18 protein-coding genes are annotated in these 18432 nt (G+C 68.1%); 13 read left to right on the top strand and 5 right to left on the bottom strand.

The genetic code is table 11. The annotated features are described in order from the left end of the window. The first annotated feature begins 17 nt into the window (after positions 1–17). A complete protein-coding gene (locus AC3DE3_RS12280) occupies positions 18–839 on the top strand; it encodes an inositol monophosphatase family protein (protein ID WP_488370163.1) in 822 nt (273 codons plus the stop codon). Here AC3DE3_RS12280 and AC3DE3_RS12275 read toward each other — a convergent pair. From AC3DE3_RS12275 to hsaA, 5 genes are read right to left on the bottom strand one after another with little or no spacing between them, the layout of a single operon-like run. Then, positions 836–2032 (bottom strand): sulfotransferase family protein, encoded by a 1197-nt coding sequence (locus tag AC3DE3_RS12275; protein WP_488370162.1) that lies wholly within the window; start codon positions 2030–2032, stop codon positions 836–838. The genes AC3DE3_RS12280 and AC3DE3_RS12275 overlap by 4 nt on opposite strands. After that, positions 2029–3228, bottom strand: coding sequence for a hypothetical protein (locus tag AC3DE3_RS12270; RefSeq protein WP_488370160.1), 1200 nt, complete (start codon positions 3226–3228; stop codon positions 2029–2031). Before AC3DE3_RS12270 ends, AC3DE3_RS12275 begins: the two co-directional genes overlap by 4 nt. Further along, on the bottom strand, positions 3219–3803 hold the full coding sequence (gene hsaB / locus AC3DE3_RS12265; RefSeq protein ID WP_488370159.1) for a 3-hydroxy-9,10-secoandrosta-1,3,5(10)-triene-9,17-dione monooxygenase reductase subunit: 585 nt from the start codon (positions 3801–3803) through the stop codon (positions 3219–3221). The genes AC3DE3_RS12270 and hsaB overlap by 10 nt, the downstream gene beginning before the upstream one ends. Positions 3804–3863: 60 nt before the next feature. Continuing rightward, a complete protein-coding gene (hsaC, locus tag AC3DE3_RS12260; RefSeq protein WP_488370158.1) occupies positions 3864–4766 on the bottom strand; it encodes an iron-dependent extradiol dioxygenase HsaC in 903 nt (300 codons plus the stop codon). 31 nt (positions 4767–4797) lie between these two features. Next, entirely contained in the window at positions 4798–5973 is a 1176-nt protein-coding gene (hsaA, locus tag AC3DE3_RS12255) for a 3-hydroxy-9,10-secoandrosta-1,3,5(10)-triene-9,17-dione monooxygenase oxygenase subunit (protein WP_067711772.1), read from the bottom strand. Between the two features lie 187 nt (positions 5974–6160). Between hsaA and AC3DE3_RS12250 the strand changes: the two genes are divergently transcribed. The 12 genes from AC3DE3_RS12250 (at position 6161) to AC3DE3_RS12195 (ending at position 18411) form a co-directional block, all read left to right on the top strand. Further along, positions 6161–7384: a 3-ketosteroid-9-alpha-monooxygenase, oxygenase component gene (locus AC3DE3_RS12250; protein ID WP_488370157.1), complete on the top strand. Its 1224-nt coding sequence runs from the start codon at positions 6161–6163 to the stop codon at positions 7382–7384. Further along, the gene (locus AC3DE3_RS12245; RefSeq protein WP_067711766.1) at positions 7384–7779 is read left to right on the top strand and encodes a hypothetical protein; all 396 of its coding nucleotides are present in this window, start codon (positions 7384–7386) and stop codon (positions 7777–7779) included. Before AC3DE3_RS12250 ends, AC3DE3_RS12245 begins: the two co-directional genes overlap by 1 nt. Before the next feature lie 115 nt (positions 7780–7894). Continuing rightward, entirely contained in the window at positions 7895–8956 is a 1062-nt protein-coding gene (locus AC3DE3_RS12240; RefSeq protein ID WP_335672390.1) for a 2Fe-2S iron-sulfur cluster-binding protein, read from the top strand. Between the two features lie 40 nt (positions 8957–8996). Next, positions 8997–9518 (top strand): flavodoxin domain-containing protein, encoded by a 522-nt coding sequence (locus AC3DE3_RS12235; protein WP_488370156.1) that lies wholly within the window; start codon positions 8997–8999, stop codon positions 9516–9518. Beyond that, positions 9515–9886, top strand: coding sequence for a zinc ribbon domain-containing protein YjdM (locus tag AC3DE3_RS12230; RefSeq protein WP_488370155.1), 372 nt, complete (start codon positions 9515–9517; stop codon positions 9884–9886). Before AC3DE3_RS12235 ends, AC3DE3_RS12230 begins: the two co-directional genes overlap by 4 nt. 176 nt (positions 9887–10062) lie before the next feature. Further along, positions 10063–11454, top strand: a complete 1392-nt coding sequence (locus tag AC3DE3_RS12225) for an MFS transporter (RefSeq protein WP_488370154.1) — start codon at positions 10063–10065, stop codon at positions 11452–11454. A 143-nt stretch (positions 11455–11597) separates the two neighbouring features. Continuing rightward, positions 11598–12758, top strand: a complete 1161-nt coding sequence (locus AC3DE3_RS12220) for an acyl-CoA dehydrogenase family protein (RefSeq protein WP_488370153.1) — start codon at positions 11598–11600, stop codon at positions 12756–12758. 56 nt (positions 12759–12814) lie between these two features. Next, positions 12815–13612, top strand: a complete 798-nt coding sequence (locus AC3DE3_RS12215; RefSeq protein WP_488370152.1) for an enoyl-CoA hydratase-related protein — start codon at positions 12815–12817, stop codon at positions 13610–13612. Positions 13613–13650: 38 nt separating this feature from the next. After that, positions 13651–14385 (top strand): SDR family NAD(P)-dependent oxidoreductase, encoded by a 735-nt coding sequence (locus tag AC3DE3_RS12210; RefSeq protein ID WP_488370151.1) that lies wholly within the window; start codon positions 13651–13653, stop codon positions 14383–14385. Positions 14386–14412: 27 nt separating this feature from the next. Further along, on the top strand, positions 14413–16071 hold the full coding sequence (locus AC3DE3_RS12205) for a class I adenylate-forming enzyme family protein (protein ID WP_488370150.1): 1659 nt from the start codon (positions 14413–14415) through the stop codon (positions 16069–16071). Between the two features lie 4 nt (positions 16072–16075). Then, positions 16076–17263, top strand: coding sequence for an acyl-CoA dehydrogenase (locus AC3DE3_RS12200; protein ID WP_488370149.1), 1188 nt, complete (start codon positions 16076–16078; stop codon positions 17261–17263). Beyond that, on the top strand, positions 17260–18411 hold the full coding sequence (locus tag AC3DE3_RS12195; RefSeq protein ID WP_488370148.1) for an acyl-CoA dehydrogenase family protein: 1152 nt from the start codon (positions 17260–17262) through the stop codon (positions 18409–18411). Before AC3DE3_RS12200 ends, AC3DE3_RS12195 begins: the two co-directional genes overlap by 4 nt. The last annotated feature ends 21 nt before the right edge of the window (positions 18412–18432 follow it).

Below are 18432 nucleotides of genomic sequence, written 5' to 3'. Positions count from 1 at the left end.
CCACTAGAATCAGCCGCATGAGCCCCTTCCCCGCGCATGGACGGACCAATGACCAGCGGTCGGCCGAGGACCTCGCGGCCCAGGCCGGACGCCTGCTCACCGACCTGCGGGTCTCGAAGGTGGCGCCGGAGGACCTCGGCGCGTTCGCCGAGGGCGAGGCGCAGTCCGTCATCATCGACCGGCTCGCCGTGGCGCGGCCCGGGGACCTGGTGTTCGGCGAGTGGGACCCCGACTCCCGCGCCCGGCTCGAGGCCGACCGCGTGTGGTTCGTCGATCCCCTCGACGGGATCCGCTCCTACGTGACCGAGGGCCGCCCCGACTGGGCGGTCCACGTGGCGCTGTGGGAGAAGGACCCGCAGGGCGTCGGCGGAATCACCGCCTGCGCGATCGCCATGCCCGCCTACGGCCGCGTCCTCACCGGACGCGGCGCCACCACCTACCAGCCCCTGTCGATCATCCGCGGCCCCCGGCCCGGCCCTTTGGTACCGCCCCGTGAGGACGATCGCCTGCGCATCGCCGTCTCGGAGGCCGAACCGCCGGCGTTCGCGGAAGAGCTCGCCGAGGAACTCGGCGCCTCCCTGGTCCACCTCGGATCCGGCGGCGGTAAGACCGCGACGGTGCTCGAGGGAGAGTGCGACGCGTACATCCACACCAGCGGGCACCACCAGTGGGACTCCGCCGCGACCGTCGGCGTGGTGCAGCAGCGCGGTCTGCACGCCAGCGCCCTGGACGGGTCCGAACTGGTCTACAACACCGAGCAGATCGAGTTCCCGGACCTGCTGGTGTGCACCCGGGACGTGGCCGAGAAGATCATCGACGCGGTCGGCAGGTACCTCTAGCCCTCCAGCCCGCGGTACCCGGCGAACCGCTCGGCGATCAGCGCCTCGCTGAGTCCGTAGTCGGCGAGCGTGTACCGGTGCGCGGGCGCGCGGTCGCCGGACAGGCTCTTGTCGTTCTCGGCCACCACGGCCGCGCGTACGTCCTCCGGCAGCTCCGTCCCCACCGCGGCGTAGACGCGCTCCACCACGCCCGCCGGATCGTCCACCAGTTCGTGGTGGTCGACGTCCACGAACGTCGCCCGCGATGCGGGGTCCGCCTCGTGCCGGGCGCGGGCGGCGTCGAACGTCTCGACGCCCCGCGCCCAGAAGTCCAACTGCGACGCACCGATGTACTCCGGGGTGAACCGCGTGGACCACTCCGCGGCGGTCTTGTGCGCGAGCGAGCACATGGACGCCATGGACTTCCGCGGATCCCGGTGCGTCTGCACCACCACCGCGTCCGGGTACACCTCCAGCAGCGCGTCTAGCGCGAACAGGTGACTGGGGTTCTTGAGCACCCACCGCCGCCCGGGATCATTCGCCCCGATGAGCTGCAGGTTCCGCCTGTGACGCCGGTACGCGGGCACCCAGTCGACCCCGGCCAGCCACTGCGAGTAGCCGTCGAGTCGGGCGAGGCACTCGTAGGACGCGCTGGTCGCCGACTGACGCAGCAGTTGCCAGCACTCCTCGAGGTCGTCGGCGGAGATGTAGTGAACCCCGCCGTAGTCGGGATTCTCCGCCATGAACCCCGAGTACAGGTCCCGCAGGCCGACGTAGGCGGGGTCGTCCTCCCACTGCTCGCGAGGCGGCCGCGGCTGCGGGACCTCGGTGAGCCACAGCTCGAGCCCCTGGTTGGCGGGGTCGGCGCCCAGGAGCCGGTGCAGCGCCGTGGTGCCGGTCCGGGGCAACCCGGTGACGACGACGGGCCGCTCGATCTCGGAGTCCGCCCGGGCCGGGTCCGCCGAGAATCCCGCGTTCGCCAGCAGCCGGGCGGTGAGCGCGCTCTTGAGGACCGACCGCCAGTACTTGCTGCCGGCGGGGGTCAGTCCCGCGTCCGTGTGCAAGGAGTCCAGCAGGATCCCCAGCGCTTCACGGTGTCGGTCGTCGCCGTCGGCGAAGTCCTCGAGTCCGACCGTGCGCGAGGCACTGGCGTGCAGGTCCTCGACAGTGCCGACGTGGACACGATCGGAGTCGGTCCCGGCCGGCCCGCTCACGAGAGCCCCCGCCGCGCGAACGCGGCCTGGCGGGCGGCGATCCGCTCGCGCCACTGCTCGGGCGTTATCCGCAGCTGTTCGTACCCGGGGACCTCGTCGGCGAGCCGCTCGAACGGCACCACCCTGACCGTGGGGCCCAGCTCCGGCGTGATGGGGTCGCTCACCCGCTGCCACCGGAACTGCATGATGCCCTCGCGACGACCGAGCGTCTCGACCCAGTTGGCCAACCCCGGGTCCCGCTCGGAGAGCACCAGATGGATGAGCCCGTCGGAGGTGACGTGCGCCTGGTCGGCGGTGAGACTGGTCTGGTGGTGCACGTACTCCAGCGAGGCGTACCACATGCTGCCCAGCTGGAAGCCCTGGTAGGGCACCCCGGCGACGGGCACCGAGATCACCATGGCCTCGTCCGGACCGAGCTCGAAGACGCCCGCGGACGAGTACTGCGTGGTGAGCCCGCCGGGCGTCCGGCGGGGCTCGTTCAGGGTGTTGCGCGGCTGGTCCCCGAAGAACCACTCCGGGAACGCCAGCCAGGTACGCAATCGGCCGACGAGCGCCTCGGCGAGCTTGGCGTAGAACTTCTCCTGCCCGGCGAGCGTCACCGGCTCCGGAGCGGTGCCGACCGTGTCGAGTCTGCGGATGATCGCCGACCCGGCCTCCTCACGGCTCCAGTCGGAGTACACCTCGCGGACCGCGATCATGGACGATCCCGGGTGGAGCACCACGTAGCCGGCGTCGCCCTCGTCGTCGTCGTACCTCGCCGGCCCCAATCGGAAGCGATACCGGCCGTCGGCGCCGATCTCCAGCGCGCGGTCGTCGAACGCCGCGTGCGACGCGGCGCGCTCGTCGGCCGAGTACGTCCCCGCCATCACCTGGAAAGACAGGTCCGCGGTGGTGCCGCGCCGGCCCTCGATGACGTAGTCGGCTCCGTCGGTGAGGTTGGCGTAGAAGTACAGCGTGTCCGGGTTGTCCAGGCCCATCTTGGTGTACGGGCCCGTGGCCTGAAACAACTGCGGGTGGGTGCGTCCGCGGTGCTGTCCGGTCTCGATGGCGCCGCGGATGGTCCCGAGCAGGTAATCGAGCCCCTCCGCGACGTCGTCCTCGGTGTGGACGTGCGGCGCCGAGCGGATGATCTCCTCCGCCTCCGCCAGCGCGCGCGCCAGCGGTCCCGTCGTACCGCCCGGCCCGCTCACAGCCACGTGTAGGAGTCGGCGGAGGTGATGAAGTTCTCCAACTCCTCCTGCTCGGGCGTCGGGTCGACCACGTCCTCCTCGATGCTGAGGTAGGCACCGCGGTAGAACAGCAGCGGGCGGACGTCCCGCTTGGTGGGACCGAGGTTGTCGACCCGCCCCAGCACGATCCAGTGATCACCGCCGTCGAGGACCTGGTCGATCTCGCAGTCCAGCCACGCCATGACGCCGTCGATCACCGGCGACCCCAACGGGCTGGGCGACCAGTCGATCTGCGCGAACTTGTCATCACCGCGGCGCCCGAAGGTCGACGAGACGTCCTCCTGGTCCTCGGAGAGGACGTTCACCGCGAATCGTCCCGCCTTCTCGATGCCCTTCCACGACCCGGAGGTCTTCATCGGGCAGAACAGCACCAGTGGCGGCTCGAGCGACAGCGCCGAGAACGACTGGCAGGCGAAGCCCACCGGCTTGTCGTCCTCGATCGCGGTGATGACGGTGATTCCGGTACAGAACTGTCCCAGTGCGTCGCGCAGTTCACGGCTGCTGAAGGACTGGCCCTCCGGGCTCTCGTCGGTGCTGCTCATGTGGGTCGTCCTCCCTGGACTTTCGGCTCGTGAACTGTCTGCAAGGCCCAGCCTAGGCGGCTACTTGAACCCGACGGAGAAGTCGTGGCCCCACAGGCTCACGGCCGTCGACTCACGGGCCACCCACTTCTCGTCGTCCTCCACCTGCACGCCCTCGCAGCCGTACTCGCAGTCGAAGCCGCCGGGCGTCTTCATGTAGAAGCTCAGCATCTTGTCGTTGACGTGCCGACCGAGCGAGGCCGACATCCTCACCTTCTTGCGCATCGCCCGGTCCAGCGCCAGCCCCACGTCGTCCGCGGTACCGACCTCGACCATCAGGTGGATGATCCCGGTCGGGTTGGGGAACGGGGTGAACGCCAGCGAGTGATGCCGCGGGTTGCAGCCGAGGAACCGCAGCCACGCGGGCTCGCCGTCGGCCGGACGACCCACGATCTCCGGCGGCAGGCTCATCGAGTCACGCAGCGTGAACCCCAGGACGTCGCGGTAGAACTCGAGCGCGGCCGTCTCGTCCGGGGTGGACAGGACGATGTGGCCCGCACCCTGGTCGCCGGTGACGAACTCGTGCCCGTACGGCGTCGGGATGCGACGGTGCTGCAGCGCGATGGTGTGGTAGATCTCCAGCGTGAACCCGGCCGGGTCCTGGCAGGTGATCAGCCCGCGCACCTTGCGGTCGCGCGCCACCTCGGCCGGGGCGTCCTCCCAGGGCACACCGGCCGCGTCGAGGCGCCGCTTGACGTCCTCGAACTCGCCCTCGTTCGCGCATTCCCACCCCACGGCGGAGAGCGTGTCCTCCTCGCCGGGGACGATGATCCACCGGTGCGGGTGGTCGTCCATACGGAAGTAGAGCGAGTCCGGGTCGTCACCCGATCCCACCACGAATCCCAGCACCTTCGTGCCGTACTCGTGCCAGGCGGCCATGTCCGTGGCGAAGACCCGAACATACCCGAAATTGCTGATCGCCATAATTGTCAGTCCTTTCGATCCGTGAGGCGGATCAGACCATCGAGTCGGTGACCTTTTCGCCGAACTCGTTCTGTCCATACATGATGTACGCCTTGGTGGCCTCGTTGGCGGCGTGGACCCGCCCGGCGTTGGCATCCCGCCAGAACCGCTGGATCGGCGAGGTCTCCTCCAGGGCGCGGGCCCCGGAGTTCTGGAACAGGAGACCGATGGCGTCGATCGACCGCTGCGTGGCGCGGACCTGGTCGCGGCGGGCGCGCGTGCGGATCGTCATGTCCGGGTATCCGCCGGCGGTGATGATGTCCTGCTCCTCGCGCACATTGCGCATGAGCTGCAGCCACGCCGCGTCGATGTCACCGGCCGCCTCGGCCAGGCGCACCTTGGCGAACGGGTCGTCCTTGACCGCGGTGCCGAACGCCGCGCGCACGCGCTCCCGCTGGTGCTCGCGGTGAACGTCATAGCAGCCGAACGCCATGCCGACGATCGGCGTCGAGATGGTGGTGGGGTGGATGGTGCCCCACGGCATCTTGTAGATGGGGTTGGTGTTGACCTCGAGCCCCGGACTCTTGGTGGCCGCCATGAGGCCGAAGGACAGCACGCGGTGCTCGGGGATGAGTGCGTCCTTGACCAGGATGTCGTTGGAGCCCGTGCCCTTGAGCCCGGCGACGTGCCAGACGTCCAGGATCTCGTACTGAGACTTCTCGACCAGGAACGTGCAGAAGTCGACCATCTTGCCGTTGTCGTCGAGCACCGGGCCGCCCACGAAGACCCAGTCGGCGTGATCTGAACCCGAGGACCAGGACCACTTGCCGTTGAGCAGCAGCCCGTCGGCGGTCTTCTTCGCCGCACCCATCGGCGCGTACGAGGACGAGATCCGCACCGTCGGGTCCTCGCCCCACACGTCCTCCTGCGCCTGCTGCGGGAAGAGCGCGAGGTGCCAGTTGTGGATACCGAGGATGCTCGCGCACCACCCGGTGGACGGGCACGCCGTCGCGATGGTCTTGACCGCCGTGTAGAAGGTCTCCATGTCCGCCTCGTACCCGCCCCACTGGGCCGGCTGGCACAGCTTGAAGAAGCCGGCCTCGTCGAGTTCCGCGATGTTCTGGGGATGGACCTTGCGCAGGTCCTCCGTCTCCTGGGCTCGCTCGGCGAAACCGGGCAGCAGAGCCGTGATGCGGTCGATGACCTCGTGGGAGGCGTACTCGCTCATGTGAACCTCTCTGGCGTTCGTGGGAGTGATGCGGACTAGACTAGAACACGTTACAGTTTTGCACCAGGCAACCGCCGCCGAGCAAGAGCTTCTGGCACCCCGTGCCAGCACTTACGCACCCTGGTTGTGGCCTGCCCGACCATTCTATAACCTGTTCTCATCCGGCTCACGCCCCTCAGGAGGAATCATGACCGCACCCGGCTCAGCCCCCGGAGCCGTCCGCGAGATCGATACCGGCAAGGCCCGGGATCGATATGCACGCGGCTGGCACTGCATCGGCACCGTCAAGGAGTTTTCCGACGGCAAGCCCCACTCCATCCACGCCTTCGGCACCAAGCTCGTGGTGTGGGCGGACAACGAGGGTGAGATCAAGGTCCTCGACGCGTACTGCCGCCACCTGGGCGGCGACCTGTCCGACGGCTCGATCAAGGACGGCAACATCGCGTGCCCGTTCCACGATTGGCGCTGGGGTGGCGACGGCAAGTGCAAGGGCATCCCCTACGCCAAGCGCGTGCCCCTGCGTGCCAAGACCCGCGCGTGGATCACCAACGTCCAGTCCGGCCAGGTCTTCGTCTGGCACGACCACGAGGGCAACCCGCCCCTCGAGGAGGACGCCATCCCGGTCATCGAGGAGTACGACACGGGCGAGTGGACCGACTGGGAGTGGAACCGCCTCGTCATCGAGGGCTCCAACTGCATGGAGATCGTCGACAACGTCGTCGACATGGCCCACTTCTACTACATCCACTTCGCGTTCCCGACGTACTTCAAGAACGTCTTCGAGGGACAGACCGCCACCCAGTACCTCAACACCAAGGGCCGTCCGGACCACGACCCGTCCGGCGGCAAGTACGGCGACACCCTCCTGGAGTCCGAGGCCTCGTACTTCGGCCCCGCGTACATGATCAACCCCCTCAAGCAGATGTACGGCGACTTCGTCACCGATGCGATCCTCATCAACTGCCACTACCCGATCGACCAGAACTCGTTCGTGCTCATGTACGGCCTGTCGGTGAAGAAACCACAGGGCTTCGACGACGAGACATCGTCGAAGATGGCTGCGAAGATCGCCACCTTCTTCGGCGAGGGCTTCCTCCAGGACGTCCGGATCTGGCAGCGCAAGTCCTCGATCGCCAACCCGCTCCTGTGCGAGGAGGACGGTCCCGTCTACCAGCTCCGCCGCTGGTACGAGCAGTTCTACGTGGACCGCGACAAGGTCGAACCCGAGATGCAGGAGCGTTTCGAGTTCGAGGTCGACACCACCGCGGCCAACCAGTACTGGGAGAGCGAGGTCGCAGAGAACATGCGCAAGCAGGCGGCCGGCGAGGCGGAGCTCTCCGACGAGCAGACCCAGTACACCGGCATGGCCGAGGTCGCCGGCGAGGCGGGCGCGGCCCCGTCGAAGAAGTGATGTTCAAGAAGAACGATTCGCGGCGCGCGCCCACCTGGGACGAGACCGACCCCGCGCGCGCCGCGCGGCTCCACGAGTACACCGACCTGGATCGCGAGACCTACACGCGGGCCGGCTTCCAGCCCGTCGAGTGCCGCAGCTGCGGCACCAGCGTCGCCGTCCGCAAGAACAGCGAGAAGCACACGTCGATCCAGTGGACGGAGGGCGGCGACCGCAACTGCCCCGTCCTCAACGAGTGGCGCGAGGGTGGTGCACGGCCCGATGGCGAGGACACGTGCCCCCGGATGCTCGCGAGCATCCGCTACGCCTACGCCGAGGGTCTGCTGACCATCGCCGAGGGCGTCGACCCGGCCGACGACGAGCACATGGTGAACCCGCTCTACGTCCCCGAGTAACACCCCGACGGCCGGCGACTTCCCCGAGGTGAGAACAGCCCGGAGGAGGTCGCCGCCGTCTGGGACAGTGCGCAGAAACCCGTCCGCGCGTATCCAAGCGATAGGCTCCCGATCCATGACAGAAACCCCCCCGCTCGGCTCCTTCGTGCGCGAGCTCACGATCGCCGAGGTGATCGAGGAAACCGCCGACGCCAAGTCGATCGTCTTCGACATCCCCGCCGGCTGCGAGGACGACTTCCGGTACACCCCCGGACAGTTCCTCACCCTGCGAGTCCCCAGCGAGCGGACCGGATCCGTCGCGCGCTGCTACTCCCTGTCGAGCTCCCCCACCGAGGATGCCCGGCTCAAGGTGACCGTCAAGCGCACGATCGACGGATACGGGTCCAACTGGCTGTGCGACAACGCCGAAGCCGGAATGAGCATGCACGTGCTCGCCCCGTCCGGCATCTTCACCCCCAAGAATCTCGACCAGGACTTCATCCTCCTGGCCGCAGGCTCGGGCGTCACACCCGTGATGTCGATCCTCAAGTCGGCTCTCGCCCAGGGCACCGGCCACATCGTCATGGTCTACGCGAACCGCGACGAGAAGTCGGTCATCTTCAAGGATGAACTGCAGAAGCTCCAGCGGGAGAACCCGGACCGCCTCACCGTTCTCCACTGGCTCGAGTCGGTCTCCGGCATCCCCACCGCGGAGATGATCGGCAACCTCCTCCAGCCCGTCGCGACCAAGCGACACTCCTACATCTGCGGACCGGCCCCGTTCATGGAGACCGTCAAGGACGGGCTCCGCCGCTCGGGCGCCGACATGCACCTCATCCACACCGAGGTGTTCTCCTCGATCGAGGGCGACCCGTTCGCCGAGATCGTCATCGACGAGTCGGCCGACGAGGACGGCGCAGGCCCGGCGACCGCGATCGTCGAGCTCGACGACGAGGTCCATGAGATCTCCTGGCCCCGCAAGACCCCGCTCCTCGACGTCCTGCTCTCCAAGGGGATCAAGGCACCGTTCTCCTGCCGGAAGGGCGAGTGCTCGGCGTGCGCCTGCATCCTCAAGTCCGGCGAGGTCGAGATGATGCACAACGGGATCCTCGACCCCGAGGAAGTGGAGGAGGGATACGTCCTGAGCTGCCAATTGCTGCCCAAGACCGACCGCGTCGAGGTGTCGTACTCCGAGTGAGCCCGCTCGGAGTCCACCCAGGGCTGGCAGACTCGGTGGCGTGAACCGCCCCGTCGTCGCCTACACCTCCAGGTATGGCTCCACCCGGCGCTACGCCACCGCTCTCGGCAGGCGACTCGGTACGCCCGCGGTCGAGCTCGCCGATCTCGCCACCGCATCCGACGCCGACCCGCTGATCCTGCTCGCGCCCGTCTACGCGACGCGGATCCTCGGGCGGCGTCGGATCATCCGGGCGATCCGCTCCGCTCCCGGGAGGGCGGCCCTCGTCGTCGTCGCGATCTCCCCCGCGGACGACCCCGGGCGCGGCACCCTTTCCGCCCGCCTGATCACCGCCACCGGCCGGGCCGTCACCACCTTCCACGTCCGCGGGGACCTCGACCCCCCGCGGCTCACGTGGCTCGACCGCACCCTCATGGCCGCGCTCCGCCGCCAGTTGCGCAGGACCCCCGACACGCCCGCCGCGCGGATGCTGTTGCCCGGCGAACCGCTGCACTTCGTCGACGAGACGTCCCTCGACCCGGTCGTGGCCTGGGCGCACGACGGCACTACGGTCGGTCCATGAGCGAGATCACGCTGCCGGCCTGCCCCGAGTGCGCCTCCGAGTACACCTACGAGATTCCGCCTCTTCTCGTCTGTCCCGAGTGCGCGCACGAATGGATCGCCGAGGATGCGGGTGGGGACGCCACCGCGGCCGACGACTCCGCGGGAACTGCGGAGATCCGGGACGCCGTCGGCAACGTTCTCGCCGACGGTGACACGGTGGTGGTCGTCAAGGACCTCAAGGTCAAGGGCGGGTCCGGCCCGATCAAGGTGGGGACCAAGGTCCGCAACATCCGCCTGGTCGACGGACCGGGTGACCACGACATCGGCTGCCGTGTCGACGGCTTCGGCCCCATGCACCTCAAGTCGAGCGTGGTCAAGAAGGCCTGACCCGGCCAAGTCACGACGCCGCTTCCCGGGTCCTGCTCGCACCTCAGCTGTTTTGAATGAACCCTCATTTACATTATGGCGTGGATCACATAGTGTGCCGTGAACCGGCATTCACCGCCGGTGTTCACACCCCGATCCGCGCCCGTCCGAGGCGCCCACACCCCTGGAGTTCCACAATGGAGCCACCTCACACCCTCGACGAGGTCGAGACCCCCCGCACACCGTTGGCCCGCGTCGCCGCCGCAGCATGCATCGGCACGACCATCGAGTTCTACGACTTCTTCATCTACGGCACCGCGGCCGCCCTGGTGTTCCCCCACCTGTTCTTCCCGGGCCAGACCCCTGCCACCGCCACGATGGCGTCATTCGCCACCTTCGCCGTCGCGTTCTTCGCACGCCCGGTGGGATCGGTCATCTTCGGCCACTTCGGAGACCGGATCGGCCGCAAGCGCACCCTGGTGTGGACCCTGCTCATCATGGGCATCGCCACCGTCCTGATCGGCCTACTCCCCGGGTACGACACGGGGTCCTTCGGCCTCTTCGAAGGCGGGATCGGAATCTGGGCACCGGCCCTGCTCGTCACCCTCCGTTTCTTCCAGGGCTTCGCGGTCGGCGGCGAATGGGCCGGCGCCGTGCTGCTCACCGCCGAGTACGCGCCCCAGGGGAAACGAGGCACGCTCTCGATGTGGCCCCAGATCGGGCCCGCCATCGCGTTCTTCCTCTCCTCCGGAACGTTCCTCATCTTCTCGATGGCCGCCACCGGCGACGGCACGGACCCGAACAGCGCCTTCATGCAGTGGGGGTGGCGGATCCCGTTCCTGTTCTCCGCGGTGCTCGTCCTCATCGGCCTCTGGATTCGACTCTCCGTCGAGGAGACCCCGGTCTTCCGGCAGGGGAAGGCCGCCATCACCGAGTCCCCCGCCCGTACGCTGCCGTTCCTCGACGCCATGAGGTTCCAGTGGCGGGAGATCCTCATCGCCGGTGGAGCCCTCACCTCGTTGTTCTCCTTCTTCTACATCGGCACGTCGTTCCTGACCAGCTACGGCACCGCCCAGCTCGGACACTCTCGCTCGTTCGTCCTCACGACGGGGCTCGTCGCGGCCGTGTTCTTCGCCATCACCATCGCGGCCTCCGCGATCTACTCGGACAAGATCGGTCGGAGGAAGGTCATCGGCGCCTCATGCGCCCTGGCCATCGCCTTCTCCCTGATCATGTTCCCGCTCCTGAACTCCGGAAGCGGACTCCTGTTCGCGATCACCGTCTGCGTGACCCTGGGCATCATGGGCATCGCGTACGGCCCGGCGGGTGCAGCCCTGCCGGAGATGTTCGACGCTCGCTACCGATATACCGGCGCCGGGCTCGGATACAACCTCGCCGGCATCCTCGGTGGTGCACTCCCGCCGCTGGCGGCCTCCCAGCTCGTCGCCTCCGGGAACAGCCTCGGGGTGGGTGTCATGCTCGCCTGCCTCTCGGCGATCTCCGTGGTCTGCGTCCTCCTCATGAAGGAGTCCAGCTCCAACGAGATCCACGCGACGGCGGAGCCCGACGTCGTCGTCGCGGCGCCATAACCCCTGCTCATCGACTGCCGCTACGTAGCTGCCGGCCACTCGGCCGGGGCCACGCGATCGTGATCCTTGACACACGAACTCGCGGCGGAGTAGCTTCACAGGTATTGAATGAACGCTCATTCAGCACGAGGAAGAAGGACACTGTGGACCTGTCACTCACCCAGGATCAGCGAGACTTCCAGAAACTGGCGCGCGATTTCCTCGACGCCGAGGTCGTCCCCCACCGCGCCGCGTGGGACCGCGCCGAGCAGGTTGACCTGGCTCTCATCCCCAAGCTCGCCGAGATCGGTTTCTTCGGCCTGACAATCCCCGAGGAGTACGGCGGGCTGGGTGGCGACTACATCACCTACTGCCTCGGAATGGAGGAGCTCGGGCGCGCCGACTCCGCCGTCCGCGGGATCGTGTCCGTCTCCATGGGCCTGGTCGGCAAGGTCGTGCTCTCACACGGCACCGAGGAGCAGAAGCACGAGTGGCTCCCCCGGATCGCCTCCGGGGAATCGCTGGCCTGCTTCGGTCTCACCGAGCCCGGCAACGGCTCGGACCCCGCCGGGCTGCGGACCACCGCCGTGCGGGACGGGGACGACTACGTGATCAACGGCTCCAAGGTCTTCATCACCAACGGCACCTGGGCCGACGTCTGCCTCCTCTTCGCCCGCACCGGCGGCCCGGGGGCCCGCGGGATCTCCGCCTTCCTCGTCCCCACCGAGACCGCCGGGTTCGAGCGGAACGAGATCCACGGCAAGCTCGGTCTGCGCGGACAGGCGACCGCCGAGTTCTCCTTCAGCGATGTGCGGGTCCCCGCCTCGGCGATGCTCGGCGGCGAGGCCGGCGAGGGCAAGGGCTTCGGGATCGCCATGAGCTCGCTCGCCAAGGGCCGCGTCTCCGTGGCGGCCGGCTGCGTCGGGATCATCCAGGGCTGCCTCGAGGAGTCCGTGAAGTACTCGACGGAGCGCAGCCAGTTCGGCAAACCGATCGCCTCGTACCAGCTCATCCAGGAGATGATCGCGCAGATCTCGGTCGACGCCGATGCAGGCCGTCTCCTGGCCTGGCGGGCCGCCGACCTCATCGAACGTGGGGAGCCGTACGACGTCGAGGCCTCCAAGGCGAAGTACTTCTGCTCCGAGGCCGCGGTCCGCGCCGCCAACGACGCCATCCAGATCTTCGGCGGCTACGGGTACATCGACGAGTACCCCGTGGCGAAGTACATGCGCGACGCACGCGTGATGACCCTCTACGAGGGCACCAGCCAGATCCAGAAGCTGCTCATCGGACGCGCCGAGACCGGCGTCAACGCGTTCGTCTGAGCCCCTAAGCGACAACCACCCCACCCCCGCAGTACCCGACCCGAAGGGAAGAGATCATGAGCACCCCCACCACCTACGAGGACATCACCTACGTCGTCGAGGACCGCGCCGCGATCATCACGATCAACCGGCCCGACCGCTTCAACGCCTTCCGGTCGAAGACCGTCGAGGAACTCACCTGGGCGTTCCGTCGCGCCTGGGCCGACTCGAACGCCTCCGCCGTCATCCTCACCGGCGCCGGCGAGAAGGCGTTCTGCACCGGAGGCGACGTCAAGCAGCGGGCCGAGACGGGCGACTACGGCCCCTCCGACTCGGGCATGTTCGAGATCGGTTACCTGCACAAGCTCATCCGCGACATCCCGAAGCCCGTGATCGCCGCCGTCAACGGCGTCGCGGTCGGCGGTGGCCACGTCCTCCAGGTCCTCTGCGACGTCTCGATCGCCTCGGAGACCGCGCGCTTCGGCCAGGCCGGCCCCCGGGTCGGTTCGTTCGACGCCGGCTTCGGCTCCGCCTACCTCGCGCGGGTCGTGGGTGAGAAGAAGGCCCGCGAGATCTGGTTCTGGTGCCGCCTGTACTCGGCCTCCGAGGCCCTCCAGATGAACCTCGTCAACAAGGTCGTCGCCCCCGACGAGCTCCTGCCCGAGGCCAAGCGCTGGGTGGCCGAGGTCGCAGAGAAGAGCCCCACGGCGCTGGCCTACCTCAAGCAGTCGTTCAACGCCGACACCGACCACCAGGCCGGCTTGTCGAACATGGCCATGACCGCCCTCGACCTCTTCCTCCAGACCGACGAGGCGAAGGAGGGCGCCGCCGCGTTCGCGGAGAAGCGTCCGGCCGACTTCACCCGTTTCGTCTGATTCCCAGCCGGACACCGATCCCCCCAGGAGACCGTTCCATGACCCCCAACATCGTCCTCGTCACCGGCGCCGGCTCCGGCATCGGCCGCGCGATCGCCCAGAAGTTCGCCGAGCGCGGCGACACCGTCGCCGCGGTCGACCTCAACACCGAAGCCGTGGAGGCGGTCGCCTCCGCGAGCAACGGTTCGATCCACGCCTTCACCTGCGACGTCTCCGACCGCGGGCAGGTCGAGGCCCTGCGCGACGCCGTCACCGACGCCGTCGGCGCCCCCACCATCCTGGTCAACGCGGCCGGGTGGGACCGCACCGACAAGTTCCTCAACGCGACGGCCGAGTTCGCCGAGAAGGTCGTGGCCATCAACTACATGGGCCCGGTCCACATCGCCTCCGTGTTCCTTCCCGCGATCGTCGAGGCCGGCAGCGGCGGCCGCCTCATCAACCTCGCGTCGGACGCCGGCCGGGTGGGTAGCTCCGGCGAGACGATCTATGCCGGCGCCAAGGGCGGCGTCATCGCGCTGACCAAGTCCCTGGCCCGCGAGATGGCGCGCTACGGCATCACCTCCAATTGCGTCTGCCCGGGACCGACGGACACCCCGCTCTTCCGCTCCCAGGATGAGCGCCTCCAGGAGGCCCTCATCAAGGCCATCCCCCTTCGGCGCCTGGCGCAGCCGGAGGAGGTCGCCGCCCCCGTGTTGTTCTTCGCCACCGACGAGGCCTCGTTCATCACCGGACAGGTGATCAGCGTCTCCGGTGGCCTGACGATGGCCGGCTGAGCCGCCGTCCGCGGAAAGGGAACCACCATGGAATACGACCCGACCCCGTACAAGGAGTTCTTCGAGAAGGACTTCACCTACGTCAACGCCTTCTGGCGGAACGCCTCTCGCTACTCGCGGCGCCCTGCGCTGACCGATCCCGGCACGGGTGAGGTCTGGACCTACGGAGACCTCGCCGCCCGTGTGCGCAGCGTGGCGACCGGACTCGTCCGATCCGGCGTCGCGCCCGGCGACGTCGTGGCCTACCAGCTCTACAACGGGCCCGAGTTCGCGATCCTGTACCTGGCCACCCAGGCCATCGGCGCGGTGGGCTCGCCGATCAACTTCCGGCTCGCGGCGGGTGAGACCGCCTACATCCTCGGCCGGAGCGCCCCGAAGGTGTTCGTCTACGACACATCGCTCAACCAGATGATCACCGAGACGTTCGCCCGGGACACCGGTCGGCCCCACCTCATCGTGGGCGTGGGCGAGACCGACCCCGTGGAGTGTGAGGGCTCGCGGACGGTGCGCTGGTCCGAGCTCGCGGTGGAGCCCGCCTCCCTGCCGGACCCGGGTCGCACCGTCTGGGACGAAACAACCCGCCTGTACACCAGCGGCACCACGGGGATGCCCAAGGCGGTTCCCATGAACAGCATGATCGAGATCTTCTCCGCCCACGACGTGATCATGCAGTTCCCGCTCGGCCCGGACGACATCACGCTCAACATGACACCGTGGTTCCACCGTGGCGGCCTGTACTCGGGCGGCCCCAACCCCACGTTCTACGTGGGTGGCCAGGTGATTCCGATGCGGGTGTTCGACGCCGCCGAGACCCTCGACCTGGTGGAGAAGTACGGGGTGACCTTCCTCATCGGCGCGCCGACGAACCTCGCACTTCTCGCCGCCGAGCAGGAGCGATCGGCCCGCGATCTGTCCTCCCTGCGCGGCATCGTCACGATGGGATCCCCCCTCGAACGCGAAGCGGCCCTCCGGTACCAGGAGGTCCTCAATCCCCGGATCTTCAACGGCTACGGCACCACCGAGGGTTTCTGGAACACCTTCCTGCGGCCCGGGGACGTCGCCGAGAAGGCTGGATCCGCGGGCAGCGCCTGCATCGACGACGACGTGCGGGTGGTCCGGTTGTTCGAGGACCGCCTCGCCGAGCCCCACGAGACCGTCGACACGGATTCCGATGACGTCGGCGAGGTGATCATCCGGTCCCCCAAGTGCGCCAACACGTACTTCAACGCCTCCGAGCAGGAGAACGCGAAGTTCAACAAGGGGTGGCTGCACATCGGTGACCTCGCCACCTGGGACGCCGACCAGTTCGTCACGATCGTCGGACGCAAGGACGACATGGTGGTCTCCGGCGGGGAGAACGTCCACCCGATCCAGGTCGAGGAGGCGCTGAACGAACACGCCGCGGTCGCGGACTCCCTCGTCGTGGGCGTCCCGGACCCCAAGTGGGGTCGCAAGATCGTCGCCTTCATCGTCGCCGCCGACGGTGAGCCGCCCGCCATCGCCGACCTCGACCGCCACTGCCGGGAACATCCCATGCTCTCGGATTTCAAACGCCCCCGCGCCTACCGGTTCGTCGAGTCCCTTCCGGTCAGCGCGACGGGAAAGAAGGTCCATTACAAGGCGTCCCAGCAGGCCGCCGACGACTACGCAGCCGGGTTGTTCACCGACTGCGCCCACAGGAGCTGACCCCATGAACACCACCACGCCACCCGCATTCGACGCGATCGATCCCCTGAACATCGACTCGCTGCTCTCGGACGACGAACTGGCCGTCCGCGACACCGTCCGTCGGTTCTGCGCCGAGCACGTCATGCCACACGTCGCGGACTGGTTCGAGGCCGGCGACCTGCCGGGCTACCGGGAGCTCATGAAGGGCTTCGGCGAGCTCGGCGTGCTGGGCATGCACCTCGACGGGTACGACTGCCCCGGGTCCTCCGCGGTGCACTACGGACTCGCCTGCCTCGAACTCGAGGCGGCCGACTCCGGGATCCGCTCCCTCGTCTCGGTCCAGGGGTCACTCGCCATGTACTCGATCTACAACTGCGGCACCGAGGAGCAGAAGCAGCGGTGGCTCCCCGGTATGGCCGCGGGCGAGATCATCGGCTGCTTCGGTCTCACCGAGCCCGACGCCGGTTCCGATCCGTCGTCCATGAAGACCCGGGCCCGCCGCGACGGCGACGACTGGATCCTCGACGGCCGCAAGATGTGGATCACCAACGGGTCCATCTCCGACGTCGCCGTGGTCTGGGCGCAGACGGACGAGGGGATCCGCGGGTTTATCGTCCCCACCGACACCCCCGGCTTCCAGGGCAACACCATCCACCACAAGATGTCGCTGCGCGCGTCGGTGACCGGCGAGCTCGTACTCGACGGGGTCCGCCTCCCGGCGGACGCCGTGATGCCGGAGGTGGTGGGCGTGAAAGCACCGCTGTCGTCGCTGTCGGAGGCCCGCTACGGGATCATCTGGGGCGCGATGGGCGCCGCCCGGTCCGCATGGCAGTCCGCACGCGACTACTCGATGCAGCGGACCCAGTTCGGCCGGCCGATCGCCGGCTTCCAGCTCACCCAGGCCAAACTCACGGACATGGCCGTCGAACTGCACAAGGGCCAGCTCCTGTCCCTCCATCTCGGTCGTCTCAAGGACGGCGCCGGCCTGCGGCCCGAGCAGGTGAGCTTCGGCAAGCTCAACAACACCCGCGAGGCGCTCGAGATCTGCCGCACCTCCCGCACCATCCTCGGCGGCAACGGGATCTCTCTCGAATACCCGGTGATTCGCCACATGGTCAACCTGGAGTCCGTCCTCACCTACGAGGGGACCCCGGAGATGCACCAGCTGATCCTGGGCCAGGCCTTCACCGGGGAGAGTGCGTTCCGATGAGCATCCGTACCTCGAACTACGACGACGACCACGCCGCGGTACGCGAGGTCGCACGCGACTTCGCCCACTCGGTCATCGCCCCCAACCACGACGGATGGGAGAAGGCCGAAGGGGTGGACAGGTCACTGTTCACCGAGGCCGGGAAACTCGGACTCCTCGGGTTCTCCGTCCCCGAGGAACACGGTGGCCCGGGGGTCGACGACTACCGATTCAACGCGATCCTCATCGACGAGGTCTCGAAGATCGGGGCCGCCTCCGAGGCGATCTGCTTCTCCCTGCAGAACGACGTCGTCCTGCCGTATCTCACGGACATGACGACCGAGGAGCAGAAGTCCCGGTGGCTGCCCGGGGTCGTGACCGGGGAGACGATCCTCGGCATCGCCATGACCGAGCCCGGCACCGGGTCCGATCTGGCGGGGATCCGCACCACCGCGGTCCGGGACGGCGACCACTACGTGGTCAACGGCGCCAAGACCTTCATCTCCAACGGCCAGAACGGTGACCTGTTCGTGGTGGCCGTCCGCACGTCCCAGGACCGGCACACGGGACTGTCCCTGCTGGTCGTGGAGGCCGACACCCCCGGTTTCGAACGGGGGCGCAACCTCGACAAGATCGGGCTGCACGCCCAGGACACCTCCGAGTTGTCCTTCACCGACATGCGGGTGCCGGTGGAGAACCTACTCGGCCAGGAGGGCGACGGCTTCGGCCAACTGGTCCACAACCTGCCGCAGGAACGCCTCTCGCTGGCGGTGGGCGCGGTGGCCGCCGCCGAGGGCGTCCTGGCCGCGACCATCGACTATGTGCGTGAGCGCAAGGCGTTCGGCACCGCGGTGTCGTCGTTCCAGAACACCCGGTTCGTCCTGGCCGAACTCGACACCGAGCTCGACATCGCGCGTACCTACCTCGAGGACTGCATCGCCGAGCACGTACGCGGCGACCTCACCCCGGCACGCGCGGCCCGGCTCAAGTGGTGGGCCACCGAACTCCAGGTGCGGACCGCCGACCGGTGTCTCCAACTCCACGGCGGCTACGGCTACATGCGCGAGTACCCGGTCTCACGGGCGTTCGTCGACGCCCGTATCCAGACGATCTACGGCGGGACCAGCGAGATCATGAAGACCATTATCGCGAAGGATCTCGGCCTGTAGGACACTCAGCAGGTGGCACAG

It is taken from the genome of Dietzia sp. IBK-p2-16D, assembly GCF_057773085.1.
The sequence above is the reverse complement of the archived record's forward strand: the minus strand, read 5'-3'. Positions and strand labels throughout refer to the sequence as shown.